This is a genomic window from Candidatus Roseilinea sp. NK_OTU-006 (assembly GCF_012931985.1).
Classification (GTDB): domain Bacteria; phylum Chloroflexota; class Anaerolineae; order J036; family Brachytrichaceae; genus JAAFGM01.
The window spans coordinates 69,922-95,088 of the sequence record NZ_JAAFGM010000010.1 but is presented as its reverse complement, the minus strand read 5'-3'; the positions used below and the strand labels follow the sequence as shown (position 1 = coordinate 95,088).

At 62.2% G+C, this 25,167-nt stretch carries 23 protein-coding genes and 1 pseudogene; 20 read left to right on the top strand and 4 right to left on the bottom strand.

Annotated elements, in window-relative coordinates; translation table 11 throughout:
• The 4 genes and pseudogenes from GXH28_RS07835 to infB form a co-directional block, all read left to right on the top strand.
• A pseudogene (locus tag GXH28_RS07835) lies at positions 1 to 222 on the top strand (ISKra4-like element ISSiac4 family transposase); the annotation flags it as partial.
• Positions 223 to 361: 139 nt separating this feature from the next.
• Positions 362 to 2,227, top strand: a complete 1,866-nt coding sequence (gene nusA / locus GXH28_RS07830) for a transcription termination factor NusA (protein WP_169238463.1) — start codon at positions 362 to 364, stop codon at positions 2,225 to 2,227.
• 2 nt (positions 2,228 to 2,229) lie between these two features.
• A complete protein-coding gene (rnpM, locus tag GXH28_RS07825; protein ID WP_320447932.1) occupies positions 2,230 to 2,535 on the top strand; it encodes an RNase P modulator RnpM in 306 nt (101 codons plus the stop codon).
• 214 nt (positions 2,536 to 2,749) lie between these two features.
• Positions 2,750 to 4,741 (top strand): translation initiation factor IF-2, encoded by a 1,992-nt coding sequence (gene infB / locus GXH28_RS07820; protein WP_169238461.1) that lies wholly within the window; start codon positions 2,750 to 2,752, stop codon positions 4,739 to 4,741.
• A gap of 89 nt (positions 4,742 to 4,830) precedes the next feature.
• Here infB and GXH28_RS07815 read toward each other — a convergent pair whose 3' ends face one another.
• Entirely contained in the window at positions 4,831 to 5,103 is a 273-nt protein-coding gene (locus tag GXH28_RS07815) for a hypothetical protein (RefSeq protein ID WP_169238460.1), read from the bottom strand.
• A gap of 328 nt (positions 5,104 to 5,431) precedes the next feature.
• Between GXH28_RS07815 and GXH28_RS07810 the strand changes: the two genes are divergently transcribed.
• The 14 genes from GXH28_RS07810 (at position 5,432) to GXH28_RS07745 (ending at position 20,379) form a co-directional block, all read left to right on the top strand.
• Positions 5,432 to 7,516 (top strand): ABC transporter substrate-binding protein, encoded by a 2,085-nt coding sequence (locus tag GXH28_RS07810; RefSeq protein ID WP_169238459.1) that lies wholly within the window; start codon positions 5,432 to 5,434, stop codon positions 7,514 to 7,516.
• A 193-nt stretch (positions 7,517 to 7,709) separates the two neighbouring features.
• On the top strand, positions 7,710 to 8,696 hold the full coding sequence (locus tag GXH28_RS07805; protein WP_169238458.1) for an ABC transporter permease: 987 nt from the start codon (positions 7,710 to 7,712) through the stop codon (positions 8,694 to 8,696).
• 9 nt (positions 8,697 to 8,705) lie between these two features.
• On the top strand, positions 8,706 to 9,845 hold the full coding sequence (locus GXH28_RS07800) for an ABC transporter permease (RefSeq protein WP_169238457.1): 1,140 nt from the start codon (positions 8,706 to 8,708) through the stop codon (positions 9,843 to 9,845).
• A gap of 10 nt (positions 9,846 to 9,855) precedes the next feature.
• Positions 9,856 to 10,893 (top strand): ABC transporter ATP-binding protein, encoded by a 1,038-nt coding sequence (locus tag GXH28_RS07795; RefSeq protein ID WP_169238456.1) that lies wholly within the window; start codon positions 9,856 to 9,858, stop codon positions 10,891 to 10,893.
• A gap of 23 nt (positions 10,894 to 10,916) precedes the next feature.
• A complete protein-coding gene (locus tag GXH28_RS07790; protein ID WP_206156765.1) occupies positions 10,917 to 12,005 on the top strand; it encodes an ABC transporter ATP-binding protein in 1,089 nt (362 codons plus the stop codon).
• A 285-nt stretch (positions 12,006 to 12,290) separates the two neighbouring features.
• A complete protein-coding gene (gene rbfA, locus GXH28_RS07785) occupies positions 12,291 to 12,659 on the top strand; it encodes a 30S ribosome-binding factor RbfA (RefSeq protein ID WP_169238455.1) in 369 nt (122 codons plus the stop codon).
• Positions 12,660 to 12,661: 2 nt separating this feature from the next.
• A complete protein-coding gene (locus GXH28_RS07780) occupies positions 12,662 to 13,633 on the top strand; it encodes a DHH family phosphoesterase (protein ID WP_169238454.1) in 972 nt (323 codons plus the stop codon).
• A gap of 30 nt (positions 13,634 to 13,663) precedes the next feature.
• Entirely contained in the window at positions 13,664 to 14,581 is a 918-nt protein-coding gene (gene truB, locus GXH28_RS07775; protein ID WP_169238453.1) for a tRNA pseudouridine(55) synthase TruB, read from the top strand.
• A complete protein-coding gene (locus GXH28_RS07770) occupies positions 14,556 to 15,308 on the top strand; it encodes an FAD synthetase family protein (protein ID WP_169238452.1) in 753 nt (250 codons plus the stop codon). The genes truB and GXH28_RS07770 overlap by 26 nt, the downstream gene beginning before the upstream one ends.
• Positions 15,309 to 16,523 carry a DNA replication/repair protein RecF gene (recF, locus tag GXH28_RS07765; RefSeq protein WP_169238451.1) on the top strand — a complete coding sequence of 405 codons (1,215 nt, stop codon included), beginning with the start codon at positions 15,309 to 15,311 and terminating at the stop codon, positions 16,521 to 16,523.
• Positions 16,524 to 16,607: 84 nt separating this feature from the next.
• A complete protein-coding gene (locus tag GXH28_RS07760) occupies positions 16,608 to 17,948 on the top strand; it encodes a MerR family transcriptional regulator (RefSeq protein ID WP_169238450.1) in 1,341 nt (446 codons plus the stop codon).
• 204 nt (positions 17,949 to 18,152) lie between these two features.
• A complete protein-coding gene (locus GXH28_RS07755) occupies positions 18,153 to 19,112 on the top strand; it encodes an SDR family oxidoreductase (RefSeq protein WP_169238449.1) in 960 nt (319 codons plus the stop codon).
• Between the two features lie 26 nt (positions 19,113 to 19,138).
• A complete protein-coding gene (locus GXH28_RS07750; protein WP_169238448.1) occupies positions 19,139 to 19,642 on the top strand; it encodes an SRPBCC family protein in 504 nt (167 codons plus the stop codon).
• Positions 19,639 to 20,379 carry an SDR family oxidoreductase gene (locus GXH28_RS07745; RefSeq protein ID WP_240550267.1) on the top strand — a complete coding sequence of 247 codons (741 nt, stop codon included), beginning with the start codon at positions 19,639 to 19,641 and terminating at the stop codon, positions 20,377 to 20,379. Before GXH28_RS07750 ends, GXH28_RS07745 begins: the two co-directional genes overlap by 4 nt.
• Before the next feature lie 46 nt (positions 20,380 to 20,425).
• On the opposite strand, the gene GXH28_RS07740 is transcribed toward GXH28_RS07745, so the two are convergent.
• The 3 genes from GXH28_RS07740 to GXH28_RS07730 form a co-directional block, all read right to left on the bottom strand.
• Entirely contained in the window at positions 20,426 to 20,938 is a 513-nt protein-coding gene (locus tag GXH28_RS07740) for a YIP1 family protein (protein WP_169238447.1), read from the bottom strand.
• Positions 20,939 to 21,044: 106 nt separating this feature from the next.
• On the bottom strand, positions 21,045 to 21,752 hold the full coding sequence (locus GXH28_RS07735) for a DUF4013 domain-containing protein (RefSeq protein WP_169238446.1): 708 nt from the start codon (positions 21,750 to 21,752) through the stop codon (positions 21,045 to 21,047).
• A 147-nt stretch (positions 21,753 to 21,899) separates the two neighbouring features.
• Positions 21,900 to 22,937: a 2-hydroxyacid dehydrogenase gene (locus GXH28_RS07730; protein WP_169238445.1), complete on the bottom strand. Its 1,038-nt coding sequence runs from the start codon at positions 22,935 to 22,937 to the stop codon at positions 21,900 to 21,902.
• A 23-nt stretch (positions 22,938 to 22,960) separates the two neighbouring features.
• On the opposite strand from GXH28_RS07730, the gene GXH28_RS07725 reads away from it, so the two are divergent.
• Both GXH28_RS07725 and GXH28_RS07720 read left to right on the top strand, forming a co-directional pair.
• Positions 22,961 to 23,686 (top strand): Uma2 family endonuclease, encoded by a 726-nt coding sequence (locus GXH28_RS07725; RefSeq protein WP_206156761.1) that lies wholly within the window; start codon positions 22,961 to 22,963, stop codon positions 23,684 to 23,686.
• Positions 23,683 to 25,011 (top strand): family 4 glycosyl hydrolase, encoded by a 1,329-nt coding sequence (locus GXH28_RS07720; RefSeq protein ID WP_169238443.1) that lies wholly within the window; start codon positions 23,683 to 23,685, stop codon positions 25,009 to 25,011. Before GXH28_RS07725 ends, GXH28_RS07720 begins: the two co-directional genes overlap by 4 nt.
• Positions 25,012 to 25,167 lie beyond the last annotated feature (156 nt).

Here is a 25,167-nt window from a genome sequence, read left to right as displayed (position 1 = left end):
AACCGGCGACGCATGCAATACCAGAGCCTGCGCGAAGATGGCTGGCCGATCGGCAGCGGCGTGGTCGAGAGCGCCTGTAAGCAATTCCGTCATCGCTTCGCCGGTAGCGGGATGCGCTGGAGCCGTCCCGGCATCGAGCGTCTGCTCCCGATTCGGGCGGCCGTCATGGGTCACGCCTTTGACGCGATGTGGTCTGCTGCCTATTCTTCGCCCCCAAACTGAAATAGACCCGCCCGTTTAAGCAAGTTGACAACCTTAAAAAAAGGAGTAGACTTACGGTTGCAACTTCGCGCGACACGGGATGAAAGTGGGTCAAGCAGCCCACTTTCTCTTTTCTAAGACGCATGAGGTGTAATGGGCTATGAAAAGCGAATTTGCACTTGCTCTCAATCAGATCGGCGCCGAGCGCAGTCTGCCGCGCGAAATCATCACCAAGGTGATCGAAAGCGCGTTGGTGCAATCCTATCGCAAATATGCCAACGTGATGAACAGCCAGAACGTGGCCGCCCAGGTGGACATGGACAGCGGCGATGTGCGCATCTTCGTCGAGAAGGAGGTCGTCGAGGCGGTGATGGATGACCGCACTGAAATTTCTCTGGAAGACGCCTTGAAGCAAAAGCCGGATGCCGTCCTGGGCGACTGCATCATGGTTGACGTCACGCCGAAGGACTTTGGGCGCATCGCCGCGCAGAACGCCAAACAGCTCATCGTGCAAAAGCTACGCGAAGCCGAGCGTGACTCTCAATATAGCCATCTGGTTGATCGCGAGGGCGAAATTGTCACGGGCACAGTGCAAAGCGTCAACAGCGCGGCCGTCATCGTCAATCTAGGCCGCAGCGAGGCCACATTGCCGCGCAAAGAGCAGATTCCAAATGAGAAGTATGAGGTTCAGCAGCACCTGTGCGCCTACGTCATCGAGGTCAAACGCACCAACCGCGGCCCCCAAGTGACGCTGTCGCGCGCGCATAAGAATTTCTTGCGTCGGTTGCTGGAAAGAGAGGTGCCTGAAGTCAGCAATGGCCTCGTGGAGATTAAGTCCATCGTCCGAGAGCCGGGTTCGCGATCAAAAGTTGCCGTGGCCGCGTTGCAGCCTAATATTGACCCGGTCGGCGCGTGCGTCGGCCAGCGTGGGACGCGCATCCAGAATATCATCAACGAACTGCGCGGCGAGAAAATTGATGTCATCGAATGGAGCGCTGATCCAACGGTCTATATTGCCAAGGCGCTCGGCCCGGCCAAAGTGATGGCCGTACATCCCACTGAAGACAAGAGCGCGTCGGTCATCGTGCCAAACGACCAGCTCTCACTGGCCATCGGCCGCGAGGGGCAGAACGCACGCTTGGCCGCGCGGCTGACCGGTTGGCGGATTGACATCAAGAGCAGCAGCGAGGCGCTGGGCGAGGCGCTGAACAAAATTTCGGAAGATCCCGATCTACGAGTTTGGGTGGGGGACGAAATCTTGCAGGCGCTGCCAACACTGCGCGAGCTGCTCGTGCGTCAGCGCGCCCTGCCAACGGCGCTGACGCCGGAGGAATTCACGCTCGTCAAGCGCGTGGTGGATAGCGTATACGCCTACGAGGTCGCGCGCCGCTCGAACGCCGATCACCTCAAGCCCGTGATCCAAAAGGCACAAGCCGAGGAGCGCCGTCAGGCGCGTCAGGCCGCCCTTTCGGCCATCCCGCAGGCCGCCTACGCCATGCCGCTGGAGGAGCTGGGACTTTCCCCTCGCGTAGCGCAACACATCATCGCTGCCGGCATCGTCTCGGTGGGGCAACTGCTCGAACATAGCGTGCGCGGCGATGAGGGCCTTCTGGCTATCGAGGGCATTGGCCCAAAGGCGCTGAATGAGATCAAACAGGCGTTGGATAAGGCGGTTGGCCAATGGAAGGTAGCGCCTGAGTCCACGCAGACTAATGCTGGCGCTGGCGCCCACGCACCGGCCGCACAACCGGTGACGGAAGCAGCAGCGCCTAAGGTCGAGGAGACGACGGAGGAAGCTCAACAATACTTCATCGAAGCCATGAGCGAAGGGGCGGACGAGGATGAGGACGAGGACGAAGGTGAGGCCGCCGGCGCCAAGCCGGCCAAGCCGAAGCAGAAAGACGCCAAGGGCAAGAAGCCGCCCAAAGACCGCTTGCTCGTCTACGATGAAGAGTTGGGCCGCGTCGTGACTCAGCACTTGCGTAAGCCGGGCCGCTATGGCGACCTGGACGATCTCGAAATCTGAACATGGGGCGGGCGAGCAAGGCTAAGCATGCGCGTTCGGGCGTCAGGCATGTGCCCATGCGCACGTGCATCGGCACACGCACGCAGCACCCCAAGCGCGATATGATTCGCTTAATACGCACGGAAGACGGTCACATCGTGATCGATCTGACCGGCAAGCGTTCAGGGAGTCGGGGCGCGTATCTGTCGAAGAGTCGCGTCGCCGCCGAACAAGCCATTAAACACAAGCGTTTGGAGGCCGAGTTCGGCCAACCCGTTTCAAAGGAAGATGAGGAAGCCATCTTGGCGTTCTTCAGTCAGTTCGACTAAGGTCAACGCAGTATGACCGGTGCGCGTTGAACGCTGAAGCTTTCAGCAAGACTCGGAGCAACGCAGGCTTCCCATCGGCCTGCGTTGTTGTTGCCGGCGCCTGGCAGTGCGCCCGTGATGCTCGGAGCAGAGGCCTAAGCCGATCGTCCGCAGACGGCGGGGTCAAATCTCCGCGCCAACGCACTGCGCAGCGCGGCGAAGAGAGGTGATGCATATGGCGGCAGAGACGAAAACTCCTGCGAAGAATTCAGCACAAGGCAACCGCAACGGCGGTCGCAGCGGCGAGCCGCGCCGCGACACACCACGGTCGAGCGGCCCATCGCAACCCCGGCCGCCTCGGCCGGTGGAGCCCAAGCCGGCCGAACCCAAGGTGATCGAACTGCCGGAGTCCATTTCGCTGCGCGATTTGGCGACCAAGATCAACGTCAGCCCGATCAACGTCATCCGCGAGTTGATGCAAAACGGCGTGATGGCGACCATCAACCAGCCGCTTGACTTTGACACAGCCGCCATCGTCGCGAGCGCGTTTGGCTGGGAGGCGCGGCCGATCCCGATCGTGGTCGAATCGCAGCCCCCGGCCGAAGTCGCGGTGACGCCTGACGGCACACCTGCGCCAACCGGCAAGATCATGACGCTCAGGCAGCGCTTGCTGGCCAAGGAGCAGGCCGAAAACGAAAGCGCGCTCAAGCCACGTCCGCCTATCGTGACCGTGATGGGACACGTGGATCATGGCAAGACGTCGTTGCTGGACGCCATCCGCAAGACGGATGTCGCCAGCGCCGAGGCAGGTGGGATCACCCAGCACATCGGCGCCTACATGGTGGAACATCAGGGCAAAAAGGTCACCTTCATTGACACGCCGGGCCACGAAGCCTTCACTGCCATGCGCGCGCGCGGCGCGCAAGTGACCGACATCGCAGTGCTGGTGGTCGCTGCTGACGACGGCGTGATGCCGCAAACGCGCGAGGCGATCGCCCATGCCCGCGCGGCCCAAGTGCCGATCATCGTCGCCATCAACAAGATCGACAAACCGAACGCCAACCCGGAGTTAGTGAAGAAAGAGTTGAGCGAACTGGGCCTCGTGCCCGACGAATGGGGCGGTCAGACGTTGTTCATCCCGGTCTCGGCCAAGCAACGCAAAGGCATCGAGGATCTGATCGAAGGCATCCTGCTGGTGGCGGAATCGCTCGATACAATCAAAGCGAACCCCAATCGCAGGGCCGTCGGCACGATCATCGAAAGCCACTTGAGCAAGTCGCGAGGGGCGATGGCGACGGTGCTCGTGCAGAACGGCACGCTCAACGTCGGTGATGCGTTTGTGGCCGGCAGCGTGTACGGCCGCGTGCGCGCCATGTTTGACTTTCGTGGCCAAAGTGTGAAGAAGGCCGGGCCTTCCGTGCCGGTCAGCATCACCGGCATGTCAGAAGTCCCGATCGCCGGCGACATCTTCGAGGTCGTCGAGGACGAACGCGCGGCGCGCGCGCTCGCGGCGCAGAATCAGGCCAAACGCGCGCGCGAGGGCAACATCCAACGCGTGACCAGCCTCGAGCAATACTTCGCCATGGCTAAGGCCAGCAAGGCCAAGAAGATGTTCTTCATCGTCAAGGCCGACAGCCAAGGGTCGCTCCAGCCGATCGTTGAGCAGTTGCACAAACTCAACAGCACCCTCGGCGGCGAGCCAGGTGAGGAAATACGGCTCGAAGTGATCCATCAAGGCACCGGCGATGTGACCGAAAGCGATGTTAACCTGGCGATCGCGTCCGGCGCCGTGATCCTCGGATACGAGGTGCAGGTGGACACGGCTGCGCGTCGCAAAGCCGAGAGCAATCATGTGGACATCCGCCTCTACAATGTAATCTACAACCTGCTCGAAGACGTAGAGTTGGCCCTGAAGGGCATGCTCGCGCCGAAGATCGTCGAGAAGGTGGTCGGCGTCGCCGAAGTCAAGCAAACCTTCAAGATTCCCAAAGTGGGCATCATCGCCGGCGTACGTGTGACGAACGGCGTGGCCATGCGCAACGCCAAGGTGCGCATACTGCGCGGCGAGCAAGTGTTGCACACCGGGGCGGTGGCCTCGCTCAAGCGGTTGACCGAAGATGTGAAGGAGGTGCGCCAGGGCTTCGAGTGCGGCATTGGCATCGAGGGCTTCGAAGGATTCAAGCCGGGCGACGTGATTGAATTCATCGTGCAAGAAGCGCAGTCTTAGGCGCCCATCCCGGTAGGATGGCATCATACGCGGCGCGCGCCATCGAAAGCACCAGCCGACGAGCGGCAGAATTTACGCATCAGAAATTTTCAGGGGGTGCGCGGCCCCATGGGCGGGAAGTCACCGCTGCGCGCAGCGCGCAGCCGTTCGGCCTTGATCCTACGCGCCCTCCTCGTCAGGTCGCCCCAATTGAAGTGCGCCGCGCTGCGCCCGGCGCGCATGGGGCTGAGTCCTTCGCCGAACGCTACATCCAGCACCCCGTGCGTGCCGTTCTCAATCTGCCAATAAGCGCGCACCGCACGCGCAGAGCGCTGCACATCCTGCTTCAGGTCGGCTCGGCCGGCAACGTGACGGCTAATCACTCATCGCGGTGATGATCCCCTGATGTGATGCGTAAGCCCCGCAGCCGGTTATCATGCAACAGCAAGCCGCACTTTGACTATAATGCCCGTTCACAAAGTTGGGCTGGGCGCACTTGGCGTACGACGTTTGCTGGAGCCTACGCCGATGTCTGAGCAGCCGACGATATAGGTCGCCATCGCTGCGTATTCAGTTGAGCTAAATCCACAGCGCGCAACCCTTCGGAGAATGAGGGCGCAGCGAACCCTTGTGAGACGGCTTCACCCAGCGCATGAAAGCAGAGAAAATGTATATGTTCCGATCCTTGCTGATTAAAAGGAGAGAAGAACCATGAAAACCGTTTCGCGACGCAAGTTCTTGAAAGCCGCAGCGTTCGCGGCTGGCGCGGCAGGTCTGGCTGCTTGTGCGACGTCCACGCCGGCACCCACGGAAGCGCCGGCAGCGCCGCCGACGGAAGCCCCCAAGCCCGCGGCGCCTGCGCCGGCCGAGCCGACCAAGGCCACCGAGCCTGTGACGCTGCCGGGCAAGTTCAACGAGGCACCGATGCTGGCCGAGATGGTCAAGGCCGGCAAGCTGCCGCCGGTGGATCAGCGCCTGCCGGAGAACCCGCAAGTGGTCAAGCCGCTGGTCGCACCGGGCAAGTATGGCGGCACGTTGCGCCAGGGCATCGTCGGCAACAGCGTCACCTGGGGCGGCGGCCTTTACACCTTTCAGTGGGAGAACTTGGTGCAATGGAAGCCGGACTTCTCCGCGCCTGAACCCAGCCTGGCCGAGAAAATTGACATCAGCCCTGACGGCAGGGAATACACCTTCACCCTGCGCAAGGGCGTCAAGTGGTCGGACGGCCAACCGTTTACCGCCGACGACATCATGTTCTACATTGACGACGTGCTGTTCAACACGGAGATCAACCCTGGCGGCCCCTCAGCGGACTGGCTGCCGGCCAATCAGCGCGAGGGCTTCCGCGCCGAGAAGGTGGACGATTACACCTTCAAGTTGATCTTCCCGCGACCGTTCGGCTCGTTCCTCTACAACCTGGCGACGTGGGTGGGCCGCTACTTCGCCCAGTATCCCAAGCATTACCTCCAGCAATTCCACGCCAAATACAACCCGGAGGTGGATAAGCTGGTCAAGCAGGAAGGGATGGAGAACTGGGTGCAGCTCTTCTTCCGCAAAGGGCCGGACAACTGGGGCAACCCCGATCGCTTCATGGACGTGCCGGAATATCCCTCGCTCGGCCCATGGGTGGTAGTGCAGCCGATCGGCTCTGGCTCGACGGCGCGCTTCGTCCGGAACCCCTACTACTGGAAAGTGGACGATCAGGGCAACCAGCTTCCCTACATTGATGAGGTCATCATCACCGCCTATCAGGACCCCGAAGCGCGCGCCTTGGCGATGCTCAACGGCGATCTGGACTTCATCAAAGACCCCGGCGAGCAAAACCGCGAGCTGTACTACGACGCGATGAATGCCGGCAAGTCGCTCAAGATTATCCAGCGCGTCCCGGAGGGCGGCAACACCATCTCGATCCACTTCAATCAAGGCTCCAAGAACCCGGTGCTGCGCCAGGTCTTCCAAGACAAGAACTTCCGCATCGGTATGTCGCACGCCATCAACCGCGAAGAGCTGATCGAAGTGGTCTTCAAGGGACAAGGGAAGCCGGCGCAGGTGGCACCGTTGGAGAACTCGCCACTCTATATTGAGCGCTTGGCAAACCAGTACCTGGAGTACGACGTGGCCAAGGCCAACGAATACCTCGACAAGGTGCTGCCCAACAAGGACGCCAACGGCATGCGCCTTGGGCCGGATGGCAAGCCGTTCTCCATCATCTGGACGTGTCTGGACCAGACCTACACCGGCGGCGACGCGCGCGCCTGGTTGCAGGCGGCGGAGATCATGGTGGGTTACTTCAAGGCGGTTGGCGTAGACGTGAAGCTGGATGTGATCTCCGAGCAAGTGCTTAACGAGCGCCGACGCACCAACGACGTGGATATGTTCATCTTCCATGGCTCCGAGGGTGGCGCAGGCGTCACGGCCATCATTGACCCGCGCTGGCACGTGCCCGGCGAGTATTGGAGCTTCTTCGGCCACGGTTGGGCCCCGTACGTTGTCCCAACGGACCTCAGCGAAGAGGAGAAGTCCAACTTCGTCGAGCCGCCAGATTGGGTGATCCAGCATCGCCGCTTGTACGAGCAGGCGACGGAGCAGACCACTTACGAAGCGCAGGTGGCCGCCATGCGCAAGGTGCTTGAGGCGTCGGCGGATTACTTCTGGGTGATCGGCATCTCGCGGCCCGGCCTCAGCTATCAGCCGATGAGCAAGCGCCTGCAAGGTCTGCCGGAAGGTTCGGTGGATGGCTGGCTGCCCGGCACGCACAAGATCATGCGGCCCGAGCAGTGGTTCATCGAGGGCTGAAAGCGCACTTGAGCTTGGCTCTGGCGTATCGCGGCTCGATCAACGTTGTATGGGCGCCGGCGGCAAGTCTGCCGGCGCCCACGCCCACCTTGAGCGCGACGCACCGCCGCTCACACGCCAGTCCACACAAACACGCAGATCGCATAAACTAAATCTCGCCTTGCCGCCCATGCAGCAGGAGGGATAGACTGAGATGTGGCAATTCATGCTCCGTCGCTTGTCATACGCTTTGCTGGCAGTGTTCGTCATCTCGCTGGTCTCATTCGCGGTGATCCAGTTGCCGCCGGGCGACTACGTGACCGACATGATCAACCGCGTGCGCGCGACCGGCGGCAAGGTGGACCCCGAGTTCGAGCAGCGCATGCGCGAGGTATACGGTTTCAACCAGCCGATGATCGTACAGTACGCCAAGTGGCTGACCAATATCCTCACGCGAGGGGAGTTCGGCTATTCGTTCATCTACAAGCGCGACGCCGGCGAGATGATCATGGAACGCCTGCCCACCACTGCGGTCATGGTGTTCGGCGCTGTGCTGCTGACGTGGCTCATCGCCTTGCCGCTCGGCGTGATGGCGGCGGTCTACAAGCGCACCGTGATCGATTACAGCGCCATTTTCATCGGCTTTGTCGGCCTGGCCGTGCCCAGCTTCATGCTGGCGATCGTGGTGCTCTTTGTGGTGTATCGCACTTTTGGGCGTGCAACGATTGGGCTGTTCTCGCCGGAGTATGTGGCAGCGCCGTGGAGCGTCAACCGGCTGCTGGACTTACTGAAGAACATGTGGCTGCCGGCGCTGATCACCGCTGTGACTGGCATCGGCGCGCTGACGCAGACCATGCGCGCTAACCTCTTGGATGAGCTGAACAAGCCCTATGTGAACACGGCGCGCGCCAAAGGGCTGCCCGAATGGCGCTTGCTGTGGAAGTACCCCGTGCGCCATGCGCTCAACCCCTTCGTCAGCACCATCGGCTGGCTGCTGCCGGCGCTGGTGGCCGGCGATGTGGTGATCTCCATCGTGCTGAACTTGCCCACCGCCGGCTCGATGCTGTATGCAGCGCTGCTGCAACAAGATCAGTACGTCGCGGCCGGCTTCATCCTGCTGCTCAGCTCGCTTACGGTGATCGGCACACTGATCTCGGACCTGTTGTTGGCGTTGTTGGACCCGCGCATTCGTCTCTCTTAGTTGTTGGATATGGCTACCATTACCCGCAGCCTCAACGCTCCCCCGCCGAGCGAGGTGCAGGAAGCCCAGCGCAGCGTCGAAGTCGCCTCGCAGTGGCGGCTGATGTGGTGGAAGTTCCGCAAGGACAAGCTGGCGATCACAGGCGGCATTGTGGTCATCGGCTTCTACCTCATGGCGATCTTTGCGGAGTTCTTCGCCCCACATCTGCCGGAGAGTTTCAACGCGCAATACGTCTATGCCCCGCCTCAACCCCTGTATTTCTTCCTGGACGGACGATGGGATCCGTTTGTGTATGGCCTCAAGTTCGAACGCGACCCTATTTCCTTAAAGAAGCAATGGAGCGTGGACTACAACACCCGCATTCGTTGGGCCTTCTTCGTGAAAGGTGAGCCTTACAAGCTGCTCGGCCTGATCTCCGCCGACGTTCACCTCATCGGCCCCAAGAATCCCGGCGACCCCTTTTACCTGCTCGGCGCCGATAAGAGCGGCCGCGACGTGCTCAGCCGCATCATCTACGCTTCGCGCATCTCGCTCACCGTAGGCCTGGCCGGGGTGTTTGTCTCGCTCGTCATCGGCGTCGTGATCGGTGGCATCTCCGGTCTGATGGGTGGCCTAGTGGACGTGCTTATTCAGCGCGTGATCGAGATCGTCAACTCGGTGCCCAGCCTGCCGCTGATGATGGCCTTTGCCGCGATGGTGCCGCCCGGCACGCCCATCGTCCAGGTGTACTTCATCGTCACCCTGATCCTCGCGCTGCTGAGCTGGACCGGCATGGCCCGCGTGGTGCGTGGGCGCTTCTTGGCCCTCCGTGAGGAGGACTTCATCCTCGCAGCACGGCTGGACGGCGCCAGCCGCAGCCGCCTGATCTTCCGCCACATGCTGCCCTCATTCCTCAGCCACATCATCGCCTCGATCACCATCTCCATCCCCTACATGATCCTGAACGAGACCGGCTTGAGCTTCCTGGGCATCGGCCTGCGCCCGCCAGTGGTCAGTTGGGGAGTGATGTTGCGCGATGCGCAGCAGATCGCCAACGTGGCCAACTATCCATGGCTGCTGCTGCCGGCAGTGGCCGTGGTCGCTTTTGTGTTGGCCATGAACTTCCTCGGCAACGGTCTGCGCGACGCCGCCGACCCCTACGCGAACTGAGGCGCGCACTATGACCGACGCAATTCAACTGGAGTTCAAAGACCTGCGCGTGCATTTCTTCACCGACGAGGGCGTCGTGAAGGCGGTGGACGGCGTGGACTTGGTGATCCCGCGCGGCAAGACCACCTGCATTGTGGGCGAAAGCGGCTGCGGCAAGAGCGTGATGTCGCTCACCGCGCTGCGCATCGTGCAGAAGCCGGGGCGCATCGTCAGCGGCCAAATCCTGTGGCACAGCAAAAGCGGCGATGTGATTGACCTGGCTAAACTCAACCCCAAGGGGCGCGAAATCCGCCACATCCGCGGCGCCGAGATCGCGATGATCTTCCAGGAGCCGATGACCAGCCTCAGTCCGCTTTACACCATCGGCAACCAAATCGGCGAGGCTATCCGGCTGCATCAAGGCGTCTCCAAGCAAGAGGCGCGCGCGCGCACGATTGAAATGCTTCGCAAAGTGCGCATCCCGCGCCCGGAGCGTTTGGTGGACGAGTATCCCTTCCGCCTCAGCGGAGGCATGCGCCAGCGGGCCATGATCGCCATGGCCCTCTCGTGCAACCCCAGCCTGTTGATCGCCGACGAGCCGACCACCGCGCTCGATGTGACCACCCAAGCGCAAATTCTCGACCTGATGCTCGACCTACAACGGGAATACAACATGAGCATCCTCTTCATCACCCACGACCTCGGCGTGGTGGCCGAGATCGCCGACTCCGTGGCAGTGATGTACTTGGGGCGCGTGGTCGAAAGCAGCGATGTCGACACCATTTTCAACAACCCGAAACACCCCTACACACAGGCGCTGCTCAGCTCTGTGCCGAAGATCAGCGTCACGCGCCAGCCGCTAGCGCCGATCCAGGGCATGGTGCCCAGCCCGTTCCGTCGTCCTTCGGGTTGCACTTTCCATCCGCGCTGCTCGCACGCCATGCCGATCTGCCAGGCAGTGGAGCCGAGCATGATCCCGCTGGACCACGACCATCGCGTGCGCTGCCTGCTGTACGACGATGCCGCGCATCAGATAGCCCCCCCGGCGGCAGCGTTGGCAGCGCAGTGAGCACGCCCGACTACTCCAACATGATGACCGACAACGGACAACTTCCCCCGGCCGCTTCGCCGGCCACATCCGCTGCTGGGGTGCTGCTTCAGGTGCACGACCTGAAGATGCACTTCCCCATCACCAAAGGCACGTTTGGCAGCGTCAAAGGGTACGTGAAGGCGGTGGACGAGGTGACGTTCGGTGTGGCCGCCGGCGAGACGCTCGGCTTGGTAGGTGAGAGCGGTTGCGGCAAGACCACCGTCGGGCGATGCATCGTGCGCGCCTACAAGCCCACCGCCGGTCAGATGCTGTACTACGGCAATACCGGTGGGCCAGCGGTAGACCTGGCCGCCCTCAACGAAGACCAGCTCAAGCCCTACCGACGCGACATTCGGATGATCTTCCAAGACCCCTATTCATCGCTGAACCCGCGCATGCCGGTGTTCCAGAACGTGGGTGAGGCGCTGCTCAACCTCACGAACATACGCGGCAGCGAGCTGGAAGATCGCATCAAAGAAACGCTAGTGCGGGTCGGCCTGCGCCCGGAATACATTCGCCGCTACCCACACGCCTTCTCCGGCGGCGAGCGCCAACGTATCGTGATCGCGCGCGCGCTGGTCACCAACCCACGCCTGGTGATCTGCGACGAGGCTGTCGCCGCGCTCGATGTGTCCATCCGCGCCCAAGTGCTCAATTTACTGGAGCAGCTTCGCCAGGAAATGGGCTTGACCTATTTGTTCATCTCGCACGACCTGAGCGTGGTGCGTTACATCTGCGACCGCGTCGCGGTGATGTATGTCGGTCGCGTGGTGGAGATTGCGCCGGTGAACGAGCTGTTTCGCCAACCCAAACATCCCTACACCGAGGCGCTGATGTCCGCCGTGCCGATCCAAAACCCGCGCCACCGCAACCGCATAGCGCGCGTTCGGCTGGAGGGCGAGGTGCCCGATCCGTCCAACCCACCGAGCGGTTGCTATTTTCATCCGCGCTGCCCTTACGTCCAGGAGCGCTGCCGGCGCGAGACGCCGGTCCTGCGCAATATCGGCAATGGCCGACAGGTAGCCTGTCATTTCGCCGAGGAGCTACAATTGCGCGGCGCCGTGCTGGCAGATCCTCGTCCTCAGCCCTAGCCACTGCTTGCGCGAGACGAACAAGCTAGATTCACGCCGCTCTCCCCTGCCCGGTTTTGGGGGAGATTTCGGCCATTGATCTATTGCGGAGTCGCTCCCCACTTCGGCTTGCTCATGCAGCCGACTGCGCCGGCGCCGACCGATGCGCGAACCTCCAGCAGCGGCACAATCATACATGCGTCATTCGTTATACTTCAGGTTCGGTTGTGCGAGTCGGTTGGACATAAACCAACCCGTTGGCCTGCCCGATCGTTTAAGGCACTCGCTTCTGCCCTATGTCGGACCATGAGTAAGAAGTACGCCAAGCGCGTCAACGAACTGATTCGTATGCATTTGACCGATCTACTGGAGCGCGAGCTGCACGATCCGCGTGTGAACAGCGCCCAGGTGACCATTAGCGACGTGGAAATCACGCCCGATGTGCGGCACGCGCGGGTGTTTTACAGCATCATCGGCGATGATGCGCAGAAGGCCGAGGTCGCGCGTGGTTTAGCGAGCGCCGCCGGCTGGCTCAGCCGCGAGTTAGGCAAGCGCCTTCGCACACGCCACACCCCCCAATTGACGTTTGAGTTCGACGAATCGTTCGAACGTGGCGACCGCCTATCGCGGCTGCTGGACGAGCTGAAAGGCGGCGAGGAGTTAACCGCATCTTGATAGTGACCGATCCTCGCGCTTGGGCGGACGCCGAGGGTTACTTGCGCCGGGCGCAGGCGATCTTGGCCATCACCCACGTCTCACCGGACGGCGACGCCATCGGCAGTTTGCTGGGGTTCACGCATGCGATGCGCAGCCTGGGCAAGCTGGTCACGCCGACCTGCCAGGACCCGCCGCACCCGCGCTTCGATTACCTCAAGGGCGTGCGCGACATTCGCCAATCGGGCGAGGGTGAGTTCGACTTGATCGTTTCGCTCGACTCAAGCGACCTAGCCCGCCTGGGATCCATCTTCATCCCGGCGCAGCACAGTCGCCTGCCCGTCGTGGTGTTCGACCACCACATCACCAACCTGAACTTCGGCGTGGTCAACGTCGTCGAGCCGGGCGCATCTTCGACATCCGAGATCATCTACGCGCTGCTCCAGCGGATGGGCGTGACGATCACCCCCGACATTGCCAATGCGCTGCTGACCGGCGTGATCACCGACACGTTGGCCTTCCGCACGTCGAACACGACGCCCGACACGCTGGCTGTGGCGATGGCGCTCATGCGCAGCGGGGGCAACCTACAGGAAGTCACGCGCCAGGCGCTGATTATGCGCTCATTCGACTCGCTGCGCTTGTTGGGCGCCGGATTGATGAACGCCAAGTTGGAAGGCCGCCTGGCTTACGCAACAATCCCGCGCAAGCTGCGCAAGGAGCTGGACGTGAAGGAGGAGCGCGGCGACGCCGGCCTGGTGAGCACTTTAATCACCGCTTACGAGGTGGACGTGGCCGCGGTGTTCGTGGAATTACAAAACGGCGACATCGAGATCGGCCTTCGCGCGCAGCCGGGCTTTGATGTATCCCAGGTGGCGCTTGAGTTGGGCGGAGGCGGGCACCCGGCCGCCGCCGGATGCACGCTGCCCGGCCCGATGCGCGATGCCGTCAATCGGGTCTTGCCGCGACTCAAGCAGGTCATCCGCGAAGCGTAGCGGCACCTATCGGCATCGCGCGATCGGACGATGGATGGTTTGCTGATCGTGGACAAGCCGCGCGGCATGTCGTCGCACGACGTGGTGGCGCGCGCGCGCCGGCTGTTGCGCGAGAAGCGCATCGGCCACACCGGGACGCTGGATCCGTTGGCGACCGGCGTGCTGGTGTTGTGCGTCGGCCAGGCCACCCGCCTGAGCGAGTATCTGCTCGGCGAAGAGAAGTCCTACGAAGGCGTGATCCGGCTGGGCCAACGCACGACGACCGACGACGCCGCCGGCGAGGTCGTCGAAGCGCGTCCGGTGCCGCCGATAACCCCGGAGCGGCTGAGGCAGCTCGAAGCACAATTCACCGGCGCAATCGCGCAGATCCCGCCTCAGTTCTCCGCCATTCAAAAGGGCGGCCAACGCGCCTACGCCCTAGCCCGGCAGGGCCGCCCGATTGAGCTTGCGCCCCGGCCAGTCACGGTGTATGCGCTGCAGCTCACGCCGCACGACGGAGAGGGAACAGCGGAAATCGGCCACCTGCGCATCGTGGTTCGCTGTTCCGCCGGCACCTACATTCGCGCCCTGGCGCGCGACATCGGCGAGGCGCTCGGTTGCGGAGGCCATCTCATCGCGCTGCGCCGCACGCAGGTGGGCCGCTTCACACTGGCCGATGCTGTCACGCTCGATCGCATCGAAGCAGCGGCCAGTGAAGGCTCAGCCGCTGCACTGCTGCTGCCGATGGATCGCGCAGTGGCTGATTGGCCGGCAGCATACCTCAGCGACGAGGATGCCCGGCGCTTGCAGAGGGGACAGGTGATTGCGGCGACGATACCGTACGCGACTCATGCGCCAAGGGTGCGCGTGTATGATTCCCGCCGCGCGTTCATTGCCATCGCCCACTGGGATGGAATGAAACTCAAACCGGCGAAGGTCTTCAATGCGGCTCCTCCACTCGTTCGATGAAATCTCCACCGCCGTTCCATCCACCTGCACCATTGGCGCATTCGACGGCGTACACCTGGGCCACCAGCAGTTGATCCGCACCATGGTGAACGATGCGCGCAAGCGAGGCGCGCAATCGGCCGTGGTCACGTTCTTCCCTCATCCGCGCGTCGTGCTCGGCCGGGCGCCGAATCGCTATCTCACCTTGCCGGATGATAAAACCGAACAAATCGCTGCGCTCGGCGTGGACGTGTTGGTCATCCTGGAATTCACGCAGCAGATGGCCCAACTGACGGCGCAGGAGTTCATCGCGCACATGGTCGCCGCGCTCGCGCCGGTCGGCCTGTGGATCGGCCCAGATTTCGCGCTAGGCCGCGGACGACAAGGGAATGCAACCCTCCTGGCTGAACTCGGCCGCCAATTCGGATTCACGGTGAACGTGCTGCCGGAGCTGAACATCGGGGCCGGCATCATCTCCAGCACGCGCATTCGCGATTCGCTGGCCCGTGGCGACGTAAGCGACGTCAACCTGTGCTTAGGGCGCCCATTCCGGGTGACCGGAAGCTACGACGGCGGCCGCGCGCTCTGTGTAGACGAGCGGCAGTGGCTGCCCGCGCCCGGCGTCTATCCAGTGTTGATCGAGGGGCGCATCAACCAGGCAATCCTGACGAGCGACCAGCCCAACAGCATCACCATCGAGCATCCGCTCAAGGACGGCCGGCGCCTGGTGAAGGTGGAATTTGTGTAGATGCGCGTGCGTCACCTCTCGCTCACCAACTTTCGGCTGTATGCGCGGCTGGAACTCGACTTGCCCCGCGGGCTGGTGATCGTGCAAGGCGATAACGCCCAGGGCAAAACGTCGCTGCTCGAAGCGATCTACTTCCTGGCCACGGCCCACTCCCCCCACACGCGCGCCGACCGACAATTGATCCGCTGGGGGGCAGAGGAAGAAAGCCCGTATCCCTACGCCGTGCTTAAAGCCACCATCGAGCGCAACGACGGCTTGCGTGTGATCGAGATCGCGATCCAACGGGGCGAGTCCAACCGGTTGCGCAAAGAAATCCGCATTGACCGCGTCGGGCGACGCGGGATAGATCTGGTCGGCCAGCTTAACGTGGTGCTCTTTTTGCCTGGTGATGTGGAGCTGGTGAGCGGTGCGCCGGCATTGCGCCGCGATTTCCTCGATGCGGCGCTGTCGCAGGTGGACGCGGACTACGTGCGCGCGCTCGACCGCTACATGCGCGCGCTCGCCCAGCGCAACGCGCTGCTCAGACAAGCCCAGGAACGCAGGCTCGATCCGGACGAATTGGCGATCTGGGATGATCAACTGGTGCCGGCGGGTGTGGAGATCGCCGTGCGGCGGCGCCGGGCGATCGCCGATTTGACCCGCCTGGCCGTGCCGATCCACCGCGAGCTATCCAACGGCTCGGAGTACCTGCAGATCACCTACCAGCCGAACTTCGACCCCGCCCGGCCCAGCATGCTTGACACGCCGTATCAGGTGGGCATTGACGATTCGCAACCGCCGGCCGGCATAGATCCGCGCGACTTGCAAACAGCCTTTCGCCGGGCGCTGGCCGAGCGTCGGCGAGAAGAGATCGCTCGCGGCATGACGCTGGTCGGCCCACACCGCGACGAGGTGCGCTTCATCGCAAACGGCGTGGACTTGGGCGATTTCGGCTCGCGGGGGCAGCAGCGCACCGCCGTGCTGGCGCTTAAGCTGGCGCAGGTGGCATGGATGCGCGAGCGCACCCGCGAGGAACCGGTGTTGCTGCTGGACGAAGTACTGGCCGAACTCGATCCTCACCGGCGCCGATGCCTGTTGCAGCGGATTGGCAGCGCACAGCAGACCATCGTCACGACAACCGACATCCAGCGCCTCGATCGCGACTTTGTGCGCCATGCCACGACGCTGCAGGTCTGCGCCGGCGTGGTATCCCCCTACAGCCTGAACGGGTCGTGACACTATTCACCCGTCCGCTTTGTACAAGCATCGCAATATTTGTTGACAAACACCGGACACAGGATTACATTAAGAGTTCATCTGATGTTCGCGCAATACAGTGACGAGCCTGTTTACAACGTCAAAGCTGTTTCGCACCAGACCGGCGTTGGCGCCGCGACCCTGCGCGCCTGGGAACGGCGTTACGGCGTGCCCTCGCCGCCACGCACCGATAGCGGCTATCGGCTGTACTCCGCCCGCGATATAGCCATCATCCGCTGGCTGAAGTCGCAGATTGAAAATGGCATGAGCATCAGCCAAGCGGTGCATCTGCTACATTCGCTCGAGGCGCAGTCCACCGATGGGCGCGCCGGCGAACCGATGACCCGGCTCCCCTCGCCGGATGCGCCCGCTTCGTACCAGCGCCTGCAGGATGAAATCCTTGCCGGCGCCGCTGAATTCGACGAAGCGCGCGTCGAGTCTGTGTTGGCAGAGGCATTTTCGCTCTTTCCAGTGGAGGACGTGTGCCTGCACCTGATCCAGCCGACGCTGGTGACTTTAGGCGAGCAGTGGCATCGGGGGGAAATCAACATCAGCGTCGAGCATTTTGTGACCAACATCATGCGCCGCAAGCTGTCGGCGCTGATGTCCGCATCGCCGCCGGCCAGCCGTGCAGGGCGCATCGTGAGTGGATGCGCGCCGGGGGAGTATCACGAGTTGGGCATCTTGATGATTTCGCTCTTCTTGCGCCGTCGCGGTTATGAGGTCGTTTACTTAGGGCAGAACATCGCCGCAGCGCGCTTTCAGGAGATGCTGATGAAAGTGCAACCCAACCTGTTGATGCTCTCGGCCAGCGGGCTGATCGCGGCAGCCAACCTACTGGAGGTCGTCGAGGGGCTGCGCCACCACTCCGCTCAATTTGGCACGACAATTGCGTTCGGCGGGCGGCTGTTCAATCAGGTGCCTCCGTTGCGACGACGCGTCCCTGGCGTGTACGTCGGCAAAGACGCCCAAGTGGCCACGCGCCGGGCTGTCGAATTGATCGCCGATCCATCCGCGGCGATGGCGCTGCCGACGAACTATACGCCGGTAGACGCCGAGACGCTGGAGGCTTTGGCCGTCTTGCGCCGCCATCGCGCGGAAATCATCGCCGTGGCCACGCGTGTGATTCAGAACGATGTCGAGCAGGAGTTGGAACCGCCACTGCTAGACGCCAACGAAACCCTGCTACAGATTGTGGAGTCGGCGTTGCGCTTCGGCGAACCAGCCATCCTGGGTGACCGGGCAAACTGGTTGTGGGATGCGCTGCCTCCCGACGGAATCTCAAGCGTACAACTGCAGCGCGTCGCGCAGGCCTTAGCCGAAGGGGCTGAAACGGTCTTATACTCACCGCAACTGGATCGGCTTCAGCCCTACTTCCAAGCATTGCAAGGGGCTTTCGACTAGCCCACACCTGTGGAATGGCATATTTCGTCCGCTCGATTTGAATGTTGCGCGCCGGCCGGGGCCGATCGGCCGCCGCAAACTTTTTGCGCGACTTATCAAGCGCAGTTCACGGACGTTTAAGCATATCCGGTAAATTTACAGCTCTGGATTCGAGACTGCGGCACAGCCTCTCATACATGGATACATCACGGGATGGGAACCGACATGACGATTCTGATCACTGGCGCAAATGGTTACGTCGCCGAGCATACGCTTCGGCAATTGCGAGCGCTCGCTCAGCAAGATGCGGGAGCAAATCTTCACGTGCGCGGCCTCGTTCGCAATCCTGCACGCGCTGATAAGGTGCGCGCGCTCGGCGCAGAACCGATCATCGGCGATGTGACCAACCTGGCTTCGCTCGTTCAGGCTATGGCCGGCGTGGAGAAGGTGATCCACCTGGCCGCCGTCAATCGCGATCGGGGCGAGGTGACCATGGAACGTGTAAACGCTCAGGGCACGATCAACGTGGTCGAGGCGGCAAAGCAAGCCGGCGTGAAACACATCATCAACCTGGTGGGGTTGGGCGCGGATCCGAAGCGGCCTTACCCCCTGGCCTACACGCAGGGGCGCGGCGTGGAAGCGATCATCTCGAGCGGCATTCCATACACCATTTTGGAAGCCTCGGTGATCTTCGGCCCGGGCGACGAATTTCTCAACACGCTGGCCGGCTTGGCGCGCCTTCCACCGTTCATGATTGTGCCCGGCGATGGCCAGACCAAGTTCCAGCCGATCGCTGTGCAAGATGTGGCGGTCTGCCTGGTGCAGTCGCTGTCCAGACCAGAAGTGATCAATCGCCGCTTGCAGATTTGTGGCAGCGAAGTCATCACGCTCGAAGGCATCATTGACGCGATCCTGGCCGAGATGGGTGTGAAGCGCATCAAGCTGCACATGCCGGTCTTCCTATTGAAGCCGGCCGTCGCCCTCATGGACGCGCTTTTGCCCAAGCCGCCGGTGACGCCCAGCTTGCTCGCGCAACTGGGCGTGGACAACGTGGCCACGGACAACGCCACCACCAAAGTCTTTGGCATCGAACCGATCAAGCTGCGCGCGGGCATCAGCTTCGTGCGTGAGATGTCCTTCGGCAAGTTGATGGCGCGCACCTTCGGCCGGGCCGAATATCGTTAGACAGCGGAGCGAGACCGAATACATCCATGCGCCACTTCGAGTATGCCTTTGTCGTGAATGCCCCGCTTGACCAGGTGTGGGCCTTTCACGACGACCCGACGGCGTTGCCGAAGGTCATGACCGGCGCAGTGAAGATGCACGTCCATCATGTGGATCGTCCGCTCCAGCCGGGCAGCCGCATTTTGATGACGATGCAGATTGGGCCAGTTCGTCGCCGCTGGAACGTCCGGCTGCGCGCCAGAGAAGCGCCGCGCTTCTTCGCCGACGAACAGATCGAAGGCGAAGGCCCCTTTCGCGCGTGGCGCCACACGCACGCATTTGAGGCCATTGATGCTCATCGCACCCGCGTGATTGACCGCTTGGAGTATGAGCCGCCGCTCGGTTGGCTGGGCAAAATCGGCGATGCACTGATTGGCGGCATCCTCATGCGCAGCCTGTTCGCCTCACGCGCCAAAGCCACCCGCCGCTGGTTGGAGTCGCAAGCCTCGCGGGGCGCATCGCCGGCAGGCGCAGAGCAATCGGCGCAATGAACTTCCAGGAGCAGGCTGAGATGGTGAAGGATAAGGTGATCGTGATTACCGGCGCCAGCAGCGGCATCGGCCGCGCGGCTGCGCTGCTGCTGGCCAACGCCGGCGCTCGGTTGGGATTGGTCGCGCGCAACTACCACGCGCTGTTGGAAGTCGCCGATGCTGCCCGTCAGCTCGGAGCGCAGGCGATGGCCATCCCGACCGACGTCACGCAAAAAGACCAGGTAGCCGACATGGTGAGCGAGGCGCTCGCCACCTTCGGACGCATTGATGGGCTGGTGAATTGCGCCGGCGTAGGCGTCATCCGGCCGATCGAACAACTGACCGAAGAGGACATTGACCGCACCTACGCCGTAAACACCAAAGGGGTGATTCTGGTCTCGCAGGCGGTCGGGGCAGCCATGCTCAGGACCGGCGGCGGCCGGATCGTCACGCCGGTGGGCACAATGGGGCGCTACGTGATGCGCGGCAGCGCCGCCTACAGCGCAAGCAAATGGGGGGCAGTGGGCGCGCTCAAGGCGATGGCGACCGAGTGGCAACGCAGCGGCATCGGCATCACCCTGCTTTACCTCGGCGGCGTGAACTCCCCGTTTTGGGACGGCATTGACTTGAAGGTGCAGCGCGACAAGATGCTGAGCGTGGACGACGCCGCGCAAGCCATCCTCTATGCACTACAAGCGCCATCCAATGGCGTGTTGAACGAACTCGTGCTGCAACCGGAGAGCCACCAGTTCATCTAGCTGCAACGGGTTCAGACCGCTTCGCGCGGTCTGAACCCGTAAAGATTTACCTGCCGACGAACACGCCGGCAATGACCCCGCCCAAAATCAACGAGAGCACGAAGATGATGATGTTGACGATGATCGCGGTCAAAATAGCCTTCTGCGTGTCTAGGCCGGCGGCTTCGCGGATGGCCAACACCGTGGCAACGATGCTCAACACCAGCGTGATAATGGAACCGACGAACGGGATAATGACCGGGATCTGGAAGACGTAGGTGTGTCCTAAGATGCGCAGCATCTCCGCCGTATTCGTCTGTCCCTGGAAGAGCCTGGATGCGACGAAGGCGGCCAGCCAGCTTCCCAGCAACCAGCCGATTAGCGCGCCTGGGATTGCGCCGACAAAACCGAGTGGTCCGATCAGCAGACCGCTCACGGCGCCGATCAACAGAGTGGTGACGACGACGATGATCGCCGCCGGCGGGAGCGCGTTCGGATCATGGGCCACCTCGCGATACACGGGCGCTTTGAATGTCACGATGCCCTGCAGGCGTTGAAACAGAGAAGAGGAAGATGTCATTGTTTATTACCTCCTAATGGATCAAAGATAGCCGGTCTGTGTTAAGAATGAGTTGCATCACCTGGGGTACTCCTTCAACGCGGCTCCCAGCGCCGACGATGCTCACTCAAACTGCCGACTTGATGGTGCTGTTGTTGCGCGCGTATTGGCCGCACATATGCCCCAGCAACACGGCAAGATAGGGCGCAGCTAGAAAGGCGATGAGCAAGGAGAGAATCTGGCCCAGGCAAGGGATGATATTTAACACGCCAACGACAAGGCCCAGGACGAAGGCAAAGCCAATAAAGATGGCGAAGATCGTCAGGTAATCAACAGTATTGGCGCGAGCGATGCTGAACAATTCACCGACGCGCAGACAAGCGCTGATTTCCTTCGTTTTAGCGTATTGAATATAGATCGCCGGCGAGAGGTAGGCCAGAAATAGCCCGTAGAGCGCCGCGAGGCAAGACACGGCGATCGTCAGCACGCCAACGCCGACTAAGGCCGCATCCCCGAGTTGATCCGTCCCCCCTGACAGCGCCGCTAAGCCGCCGCTGGCAACCGTAATAATGCAGGTGAGTAGAACAATGGGCAATGCGAAGACGAACGTCACAACGAACACCTTCAAGCCGTTTACGAGTTTCTCACCCAGGTTATCCCATGCCGGCAGCGGGACGTCCATGCCGTTCAATGTGTTCTTGAGGTGTTCGATCGTGTAGCCGCTCAGCGCGAAGTTAAGGATGGGCACCAATGCGATCAGCGCGCCGATGCCGAGTTTACTGAGCCAGTTTTGGTCTTCGGTGGGATGTTGCGCGGCCCGTCCGATGTCAATCATTGCGTAGCTCCTTTGAGAAATAAAGGCACGGACGCGCAACGGACGGCAAACCGCCTCTCGGCCCGTTTCAAGCGCATCCCGTGATGGATCAATTGAACTGTGGCCGAAGTGTAGTGGACTTCCGCAAATTCACAAGTTGAGCCACGCTTAGGCCACGCGACCTTCAAGTGGTTCATCGTTGAGGGCGCGCCGCACGTTGGCGTAGAACTCAGCGAACTCATTGGCGAACCCGCTGTCGTTGCAACTGCCGATGTGCGGCAGCAGAAAGATGTTTGCCTCGGGGTCGCCCTCGGCCAGCCTGAGCAACGGGTTGTCGGGCCGAATCGGCTCCCACTCATAGGTGTCGAACGACGCGCCGGCCAGATGGCCGGATCGGACGGCGTCGGCGACGGCCTGCTCGTCCACCACGCTGCCGCTGCCGGCCTCCACCAACCAGGCGCCGGGCTTCATCATGGCGATTCGCGCCGCATTCAGCCAAAGATCAGTCTCCTGAAAGTAGGGGAGCAGGCACACGACGATATCGCTCTCGCGCAACACCTGCTCCGCGTCACGATGGACAATGCCTAGCTCCTCCTCCACGAAGCGCGGCAGCGGATGCCGCTTGGCGTAGAGCAGCCGGCAGCCCCATGGCTTCAGGCGACGCGCCAGCTCCGCGCCGATCTCGCCGAAGCCGAGGATGCCGATGGTCTTGCCGTAGATCAAGCTCACGCGCGTTTGCCCGCTCCAGTTGAAGGCGAATACGTCCTCCGTGGTGCGACGCGGGCCGGAGAAAAGGAAAGCTTCCGGCGGCATGTGCAACACCTTTTGCAGGGGCATGGCCCGGCGCAGCACGGCCAGCATTTGCAGCATCAGGTTCTCGGCCACGGCGATGGCGCCCCGAATGGGGCGTACGCACACCGGCACATGAAACTCGCGGGCGGCATCCAGGTCTATGTCGTGGTAGAGCGAGCCGATGCGCTGGATGATCTTCAGGCGTGGACTTGCTTCAAGCATCGCGCGATCTACGCCGCCGGCGCGCTCGGTGATCAACGCATCGGCGTCGCGCAGCAACCGAAGTACTTCATCGCGCGAAACCTCGGCGCTGCGGCGCATGACGACCTCGAACTCAGCGGGGGCAGCGGCCAGTCGCCATGCTTGATGCTGCTTGCCCAGCGGGCAGAGGTAGAGGACGGTGTATCGGGCCATGCGGCGAGTTTACAATGTACGGCATGAGCGAGGTTGTGGCCGTCTCCAGGGTGACGCAAGCAGGGGAACGCGTTCCCCCGCTCGAAAACGGCGACCGGCTGACGCGCCGGGAGTTCGAGCGGCGTTATGCTGCCATGCCCAACGTCAAAAAGGCAGAGCTGATCGAAGGAGTCGTATACATGCCCTCCCCTCTCCACGTCAGCGCACACGCTGAACCGCACGCCACCATTGTAGGCTGGCTATGGACCTACGCAGTCAATACGCCTGGCGTGCGCCTCGCCGACAACGCCACGTTGCAGTTGGACATGGACAACGAGTTCCAGCCCGATGTCATGCTGTTTGTTGACCCGGCGTTGGGCGGCCGGGCGCGCATCACGGACGACGACTACATCGCCGGCGCGCCGGAACTGATCGTCGAGATCGCCGCCAGCAGCGCTTCGATAGACGTGCACGACAAGTTGAAGGTCTACCGGCGCAGCGGCGTGCAGGAGTTCCTGGTCTGGCGCACACGCGATGCCGCGATAGATTGGTGGGAGATGCGCGAGGGCGACTATGCGCCCTTGTCCCGTGCAGGCGGCGTGATCGGCAGCCGCGTCTTCCCCGGCTTGGCCTTGGATGTGGACGCGCTGCTGCGCAACGACCTGGCGCATGTGCTGGCCGTGCTGCAGGACGGTCTGCGTAGCGACCTGCACGCAGGTTTCGTCGAGCAGCTTCGCCGGCGCGGGGGCGGAGCGCCATCAAGCGTATGAGCACGAAGATCGTCGTCATCGGCGCAGGCAGCGTGAGCTTCGGCCCGGCCATCCTCAGAGACCTCTTCGCTTTTGCCGGCGACCTGCGCGGCAGCGAGATCTGGCTGGTGGACATCAACGCCGAAGCGCTCGACGTGATGGCGCGCTATGCGGACAAGTTGAATGCCGCCTTCGATCAGCCCTTCACGTTGCACGCCACAACCGATCGTCGCGAAGCGCTGCCCGGCGCCCACTTCGTCATCGTTTCGGTCGCTGTGGACCGCTTGGCGACGTGGAAGCTGGACTGGCAGATTCCGCTCCAACATGGCGTGCGCCATGTCCTGGGCGAGAACGGCGGCCCCGGCGGGCTCAGCCATGCGCTGCGCCACATCCCGTTGCTGCTGGACATCGCCCGCGACGCAGAGCAGCTTGCGCCGCAGGCGATGCTGCTCAACTTTACCAACCCGATGAGCCGGCTGTGTATGGCGCTCGACCGATATACGCGCGTGCGCTTTGTAGGGCTGTGCCATCAGATCGGCGAGGGATATCGCATCGTCAACCGCGCCCTCGGCCTCGTGCCGGAGACCGGCGATCGGTGGGCCGACATGCACACGATCCAGCAGCGCATTCATATCACGGCTGCCGGCCTCAATCACTTCACGTTCATCCTCGATTTGCGCGACGCTCAGACGGGCGAAGACCTGTATCCGCTGTTGCGTGCGCAACTGGCTCAGATGCCGGCGGACTTTGAGTTGATGTCACGCCGGCTGATGGATGTCTTCGGCCTGTTCTGTGCCTCCGGTGACATCCACGCCGGCGAATACGTCGGTTTTGCGGCGGAGACAATCGCATTGACCGGCTATGACTTCCACCGCTATGAGCAACACGGACGCAAGCAGTGGGAGCAGATCCAACGCATCGCCGACTCAACCGAAGCTGACCTCGGCGCGCTGCGGAAGGCTGTTCGTCCTTCCGGAGAACGCGCCGTGCCGATCATCCATGCCATGCTGCGCGACCTGAACCAGTATGAGCTTTCGGCCAACATCCGCAACGACGGCTGCATCAGTAACTTGCCAGGCGATGCCATCGTCGAAGTGCCGGCGATTGTGAACGCGCGCGGCGTCCACGGCATCCAGGTCGGCCCGCTGCCGAAAGGGCTGGCCGCCATCATGCGTCGCGAAATCGAGATCCAGGAGCTGGTGGTGGAGGCTGGCGTGAAAGGCGACCGCAACGCAGCGCTCCAGGCATTGCTGCTCGACCCGCACATCCATAGCTATGCACAGGCTACGCACTTGCTCGACGATTTGCTCAAGGCGCATGCTGAACACTTGCCCCAGTTCGCCTAAACGACGTGGATGGTGTCACGTGCGCCTTGGATGACGTTTGTGCAGAGAGCATCTTAAAACCGAACCGTATCGAGCAGCCTGAGCATGCGACGGGGGCTTGCCATGTATGTAGACCATGGCTTCGCTGCGCTTGGCCGTTCGCACCGACGCGCACCG